The sequence below is a fragment of the Streptomyces sp. NPDC056296 genome (genome assembly GCF_042268605.1).
Classification (GTDB): Bacteria; Actinomycetota; Actinomycetes; order Streptomycetales; family Streptomycetaceae; genus Streptomyces.
Genome location: NZ_JBHJRX010000023.1, coordinates 122,381 through 128,647, shown reverse-complemented (window position 1 = coordinate 128,647; position 6,267 = coordinate 122,381). Strand labels below are relative to the sequence as shown.

7 protein-coding genes are annotated in these 6,267 nt (G+C 71.5%); 6 read left to right on the top strand and 1 reads right to left on the bottom strand.

Annotated features, from left to right (window positions below; all coding sequences use genetic code 11):
- The 5 genes from aroB to nusB form a co-directional block, all read left to right on the top strand.
- A partial coding sequence (aroB, locus tag ACFCZF_RS18985; protein WP_376672629.1) for a 3-dehydroquinate synthase occupies positions 1 to 1,275 on the top strand: 1,275 nt, incomplete at its 5' end.
- A 161-nt stretch (positions 1,276 to 1,436) separates the two neighbouring features.
- Positions 1,437 to 2,378: a Pro-rich N-terminal domain-containing protein gene (locus ACFCZF_RS18980; protein ID WP_376672628.1), complete on the top strand. Its 942-nt coding sequence runs from the start codon at positions 1,437 to 1,439 to the stop codon at positions 2,376 to 2,378.
- Between the two features lie 179 nt (positions 2,379 to 2,557).
- Entirely contained in the window at positions 2,558 to 3,664 is a 1,107-nt protein-coding gene (locus tag ACFCZF_RS18975; RefSeq protein WP_375921407.1) for an aminopeptidase P family protein, read from the top strand.
- Positions 3,665 to 3,732: 68 nt separating this feature from the next.
- A complete protein-coding gene (efp, locus tag ACFCZF_RS18970) occupies positions 3,733 to 4,299 on the top strand; it encodes an elongation factor P (protein WP_376672627.1) in 567 nt (188 codons plus the stop codon).
- Between the two features lie 2 nt (positions 4,300 to 4,301).
- A complete protein-coding gene (nusB, locus tag ACFCZF_RS18965) occupies positions 4,302 to 4,736 on the top strand; it encodes a transcription antitermination factor NusB (RefSeq protein WP_375921413.1) in 435 nt (144 codons plus the stop codon).
- Between the two features lie 147 nt (positions 4,737 to 4,883).
- On the opposite strand, the gene bldD is transcribed toward nusB, so the two are convergent.
- Complete coding sequence (gene bldD, locus ACFCZF_RS18960; protein ID WP_007447547.1) at positions 4,884 to 5,387, bottom strand: transcriptional regulator BldD; 504 nt, start codon at positions 5,385 to 5,387, stop codon at positions 4,884 to 4,886.
- Positions 5,388 to 5,684: 297 nt separating this feature from the next.
- Between bldD and pyrR the strand changes: the two genes are divergently transcribed.
- Positions 5,685 to 6,254 carry a bifunctional pyr operon transcriptional regulator/uracil phosphoribosyltransferase PyrR gene (gene pyrR, locus ACFCZF_RS18955; protein WP_376672626.1) on the top strand — a complete coding sequence of 190 codons (570 nt, stop codon included), beginning with the start codon at positions 5,685 to 5,687 and terminating at the stop codon, positions 6,252 to 6,254.
- Positions 6,255 to 6,267 lie beyond the last annotated feature (13 nt).

Below are 6,267 nucleotides of genomic sequence, written 5' to 3'. Positions count from 1 at the left end.
AACCCGCGCAGACAGTGGCGCGAGCTGATGGAGGCCCGCCGCCACCTGTACGAGGAGGTCGCCACGGTCGTCGTGGCCACCGACGGGCGTACGCCGGAGGAAGTCACCCGAGCCGCCCTCGACGCACTGGAGTTGACTGTGATTCCCGGGGGACAACCCCCGGACCCCCGGCCGGAGGACGCCGCGATGAACGATGTGACAAGGATCCAGGTCGGCGGCACCGCGGGATCCGACCCCTACGAGGTCCTGGTGGGCCGTCAGCTCCTGGGCGAGCTCGGCGGTCTGATCGGCCCGAGGGCCAAGAAGGTCGCCGTGATCCACCCCGAGGCCCTCGCCGAGACCGGCGACGCGCTGCGCGCCGACCTCGCCGGGCAGGGCTACGAGGCGATCGCCATCCAGGTGCCCAACGCCGAGGAGGCGAAGACCGCCGAGGTCGCCGCCTACTGCTGGAAGGCGCTCGGCCAGTCCGGCTTCACCCGCACCGACGTGATCGTCGGCGTCGGCGGCGGGGCCAGCACCGACCTGGCCGGATTCGTGGCCGCGACCTGGCTGCGCGGCGTGCGCTGGATCGCCGTCCCCACCACCGTGCTGGCCATGGTGGACGCGGCCGTCGGCGGCAAGACCGGCATCAACACCGCCGAGGGCAAGAACCTCGTCGGCTCCTTCCACCCGCCGGCCGGTGTCCTGTGCGACCTGGCCGCGCTGGACTCCCTCCCGGTCAACGACTACGTCTCCGGGCTCGCCGAGGTCATCAAGGCCGGCTTCATCGCCGACCCGGTGATCCTGGACCTGATCGAGTCCGACCCCCAGGCCGCGCGCACCCCGGCCGGACCGCACACCTCCGAGCTGATCGTGCGCTCCATCAAGGTCAAGGCGGAGGTCGTCTCCTCCGACCTGAAGGAGGCGGGCCTGCGGGAGATCCTCAACTACGGTCACACGCTCGGCCACGCCATCGAGAAGAACGAGCGCTACAAGTGGCGCCACGGCGCCGCGGTCTCGGTCGGCATGCACTTCGCCGCCGAACTGGGCCGCCTCGCGGGCCGCCTGGACGACGCGACCGCCGACCGCCACCGCAGCATCCTCGAAGCGGTCGGCCTCCCGCTGCACTACCGCCACGACCAGTGGCCCAAGCTGGTCGAGAACATGAAGGTCGACAAGAAGTCCCGCGGCGACCTGCTGCGCTTCATCGTCCTGGACGGCCTCGCCAAGCCCACCGTCCTGGAGGGCCCCGACCCGGCCGTCCTCCTCGCCGCCTACGGCGAGGTGGGCGAGTAGTACCCCGGCGTACCTTCCGTCCGATTCGCCTTGCGAGACGGGCACTTCGGACCACCCCCGGCCGTTCACCAAACGACGGCCGGGGGCGGTACCGTTCGGTAGCAGGCGGGCCCCGTCCCGCTGTCAGCGCCCATCGCCTGTACGAGACGGAGTGGCACCGGATGCAGCACGCAGTGGGTTCTCCGCTGCCGCCGCCCCATCAGCCGGGGCACGGACCGGCCGTCGGCTGGTCCCCGGCCGCACACCACCCGGGCCCGCACCAGGGTTCCGCCCCCGTTCCTCCGCCTGCCCCGGGCTATCCCGTGCAGGCCCCGCACCCCGTGGCTCCCCATCAGGTCCCGGCTCCGGGACCGCAGCAGGCTCCGGGACCGCAGCATGCCCCGGGGCCGCAACCGACTCCGGGCCCGGTTCCGGGTCCGGGTCCGCACCAGCCTGCCCCCGCCTCGCCCTCCCCGGAAGGCACCGGCCACGTACCGCTGCCGCCCGGCGGCCCCGTGGCCGTACCCAGCGTGCCCCCGGCCACGGCCGCCGCGCCCGACCCCACCGCGACCACCCTCGCGGTGCTGCTCATCGGCCCCGCGGGCGCCGGCAAGACCAGCGTCGCCAAGTACTGGGCGGACCACCGCCGGGTCCCCACCGCCCACATCAGCCTCGACGACGTCCGCGAATGGGTCCGCTCCGGCTTCGCCGACCCCCAGACCGGGTGGAACGAGCACTCCGAGGCCCAGTACCGCCTGGCCCGCCGCACCTGCGGCTTCTCCGCGCGCAACTTCCTCGCCAACGGCATCTCGTGCATCCTCGACGACGCGGTCTTCCCGGACCGCCCGGTCGTCGGCCTCGGCGGCTGGAAGCGGCACGTCGGTCCCGGCCTGCTGCCGGTCGTCCTCCTGCCGGGCCTGGACATCGTCCTGGAGCGCAACGCCGAACGCAGCGGCAACCGGCGCCTCACCGACGAGGAGGTCGCCCGCATCCACGGCCGGATGGCCGGCTGGTACGGCTCGGGTCTTCCGATCATCGACAACTCCCAACTCGACGTCCCGGAAACCGCCCACCTCCTCGACGAGGTCCTCTCCCGCTCGATAGCCAGCCCGCCGAACTGGTAGACGCGCTCCAGCACAGCGCCCCAAAGGGGCGCGGGGAACGGCGCGACAAGCCCCCACCGGCCGTCAGCCGCGGCACAACAACCACCCCCACCCCCGTAGGCCCACAGAGGACGCCCCCGCACATCCCCACTCGGCCCACCCAAGCGGCGCACCCCCGGCGGAGCCCATACGCTCGGTTCATGTCAGAGGTGTACGCGGCCCGCCGGACGCGCCTACGAGAACGCTGCAACGCGGGCGGCAGCGCGGCGGCGCTCGTCTCCCGGCCCGCCAACGTGCGCTATCTCGCGGGCGCGGCCCCGCACGGCGCCGTACTGCTGCTGGGCAAGACCGAGGATCTCCTGGTCTGCTCCGGCCCGCCGGACGAGCGGTCGGCACAGGGCCGGCCCGACGAGTCCCTGCCGGTGCGCGCGCTGCCCGGACCCGGCGGCGACCCGGCCGTCGCGGCCACCGGCCTCGCCGCCGCCCAGGGCACCGAGTCCCTCGCCACGGAGGACCACCACCTCACCGTGGTCCGGCACCGTGCCATGCGCTCGGTCGCGCCCCGGCTGCGCCTGACCGACCTCGGCCAGGCGGTCGAGCAGCTTCGGGTGGTCAAGGACGAGGAGGAGATCTCCTGCCTGCGCATCGGCGCCGAGATCGCCGACCAGGCCCTCGGCGAACTCCTGGAGTCCATCCTGGTCGGCCGCACCGAACGGCACCTCGCCCTGGAACTGGAGCGCCGCCTGGTCGACCACGGCGCCGACGGGCCCGCCTTCCCCACCTCCGTCGGCACGGGCCCGAACTCGGGGCGCCGCGGCCACCGGCCCACCGACCGGCGCGTGGAGGAGGGCGACTTCCTCTCCGTCTGCCTGGGCGCGACCTACCGCGGGTACCGCTGCGAGATCGGCCGTACGTTCGTCATCGGCACCTCTCCGGCCGACTGGCAGATCGAGCTGTACGACCTCGTCTTCGCGGCCCAGCGGGCCGGCCGGGAGGCCCTCGCGCCCGGCGCCGCCTGCCGCGACGTGGATCGCGCCGCCCGCCAGGCGCTGGACTCGGCCGGGTACGCGGAGAACCTTCCGACGCTCACCGGTCACGGTGTCGGACTCGAAATCGACGAGGACCCGCAGTTGGCCCCCGCGGCCATGGGTAAACTGGACGCTTGTGTGCCGGTCACCGTCGAACCGGGGGTCCACCTCCCGGGTCGGGGCGGGGTCCGGATCGATGACACGCTCGTCGTACGCCCCGAGGCGGACGGCGGACCCGAGCTACTCACCATCACGACCAAGGAGCTGCTCGCGCTCTAGCCTTCGCGCTGTGCGCCTGCCTGCCCCGGGGTCGTCCACGTCAGTCCAGTCCAGGAGATTCCGCAACCGTGGCTTCCACGAACGACCTCAAGAACGGCATGGTGCTCAAGCTCGAAGGCGGCCAGCTCTGGTCCGTCGTCGAGTTCCAGCACGTCAAGCCCGGCAAGGGCCCCGCCTTCGTGCGCACCAAGCTCAAGAACGTGCTTTCCGGCAAGGTCGTCGACAAGACCTTCAACGCCGGCGTCAAGGTCGAGACGGCCACTGTCGACAAGCGTGACATGCAGTTCTCGTACATGGACGGCGACTACTTCGTCTTCATGGACATGGAGACCTACGACCAGCTGCACGTCGACCGCAAGGCCGTCGGCGACGCCGCCAACTTCCTGATCGAGGGCTTCACGGCCACCGTTGCCCAGCACGAGGGTTCGGTGCTCTTCGTCGAGCTGCCCGCCGCCGTCGAGCTGGTCATCAAGGAGACCGAGCCGGGTGTCCAGGGCGACCGCTCCACCGGCGGCACCAAGCCCGCCGTCCTGGAGACCGGTCACCAGATCAACGTCCCGCTCTTCATCACCACCGGTGAGAAGATCAAGGTCGACACCCGCTCCAGCGACTACCTCGGCCGGGTGAACAGCTAACCGTGGCTGCCCGCAACACGGCCCGCAAGCGCGCCTTCCAGATCCTCTTCGAGGGCGATCAGCGCGGCGCCGACGTCCTGACGGTCCTCGCCGACTGGGTCCGGCACGCCCGGTCCGACACCCGGCAGCCGCCGGTCAGCGAGTACACGATGGAGCTGGTCGAGGGCTACGCCGAGCGCGCGAAGCGCATCGACGAGCTCATCGCCCAGTACTCGGTCGGCTGGACGCTCGACCGCATGCCGGTCGTCGACCGCAACATCCTGCGTCTGGGCGCGTACGAGCTGATCTGGGTCGACGCGACCCCGGACGCCGTCGTCCTGGACGAGATGGTGCAGCTGGCGAAGGAGTTCTCCACGGACGAGTCGCCCGCGTTCGTCAACGGCCTGCTCGGCCGGCTGAAGGACCTCAAGTCCTCGCTGCGTCGCGAGGAGAGCTGAGAGAGGTCCCCCGAGGCCCCCGGGGCCCGAGGGCCCGGGGAGAGACCCACCATGCCGGAGGGCCCGCAGCAGGCGCGCTGCGGGCCCTCCGGCATGTCTCCTCGTAGCGCGGCCCCGGCGGCACGTTTCTGCTGAGGCGGCCGCGGCTCAGAGCTCCTCGTGGGACGCCACCGCGCGGCGCGCGTCCGCGTCCAGCACACCCCAGCTGATCAGCTGCTCGGTGAGGACCGAGGGCGACTGGTCGTAGATGACGGCGAGTGTGCGCAGGTCGTCCTGGCGGATCGAGAGCACCTTGCCGTTGTAGTCACCGCGCTGCGACTGGATCGTGGCCGCGTAACGCTGGAGCGGGCCCGCCTTCTCGGCCGGCACCGTGGCCAGCCGCTCCAGGTCCAGGACCAGCTTCGGCGGCGGCTCGGCGGCGCCGCCCGGAGTGGTGCCCGGGAGCAGCTCCTGCACGGGAACGCCGTAGAAATCCGCCAGCTCGGCGAGGCGCTGCACGGTCACGGCACGGTCGCCGCGCTCGTAAGAACCGACCACGACGGCCTTCCAGCGGCCCTGGGACTTCTCCTCGACACCGTGGAGGGAAAGGCCCTGCTGGGTGCGGATGGCCCGGAGCTTGGCCCCGAGCTGTTTGGCGTATTCGCTGGACATATGGCTCCCCGGACAAGGTGTCGACGCGGTTTGCTGTGTTGCGAGCCGCGCGGCTGGTAACTCACTGTGAGGTTACGCAGCGTTACTCTCCTGCGTCAAGCCGAATGGTCCGCACCGACTCTTCCGTGGTATCCGCGATCCGTTACGCCGAGCGGGTGACGCGGGTGCGGCAAAAGGGTGACGGGGGAGCGTCAGGGGGGCCGGCAGAACGTCTCTGTGAGCCTGATACCGTAGGTGGCGCATATCCGACGTCCTTTAAGGTCCGTCCCGTGAGGCGGAGAAGGAGGTCCGTTTCTTATGGACAAGCAGCAAGAAGCACGGCCCGTTCTCGAAGGGCCCGACATCGCACGGGTCCTCACCCGCATCGCCCACGAGATCGTCGAACGCGCCAAGGGCGCCGACGACGTGGTGCTCCTCGGCATTCCGACCCGGGGCGTCTTCCTCGCCCGGCGGCTCGCCGACAAGCTCGAGCAGATCACCGAGCGCAAGATCCCGGTCGGCTCGCTCGACATCACCATGTACCGCGACGACCTGCGCATGCACCCGCCGCGTGCGCTGGCCCGCACCGAGATCCCCGGCGACGGCATCGACGGCCGCCTGGTCGTCCTCGTCGACGACGTGCTCTTCTCCGGCCGCACCATCCGTGCCGCCCTCGACGCGCTGAACGACATCGGCCGCCCGCGCGCGGTGCAGCTCGCCGTCCTCGTCGACCGCGGCCACCGCGAACTGCCCATCCGCGCCGACTACGTCGGCAAGAACCTCCCCACGTCGCTGCGGGAGACGGTCAAGGTCCAGCTCGCCGAGGAGGACGGTCGCGACACCGTGCTGCTCGGTGCCAAGCCGGCCTCCCCGGGCGCCCACCCTTAGCACCCCGCGCACG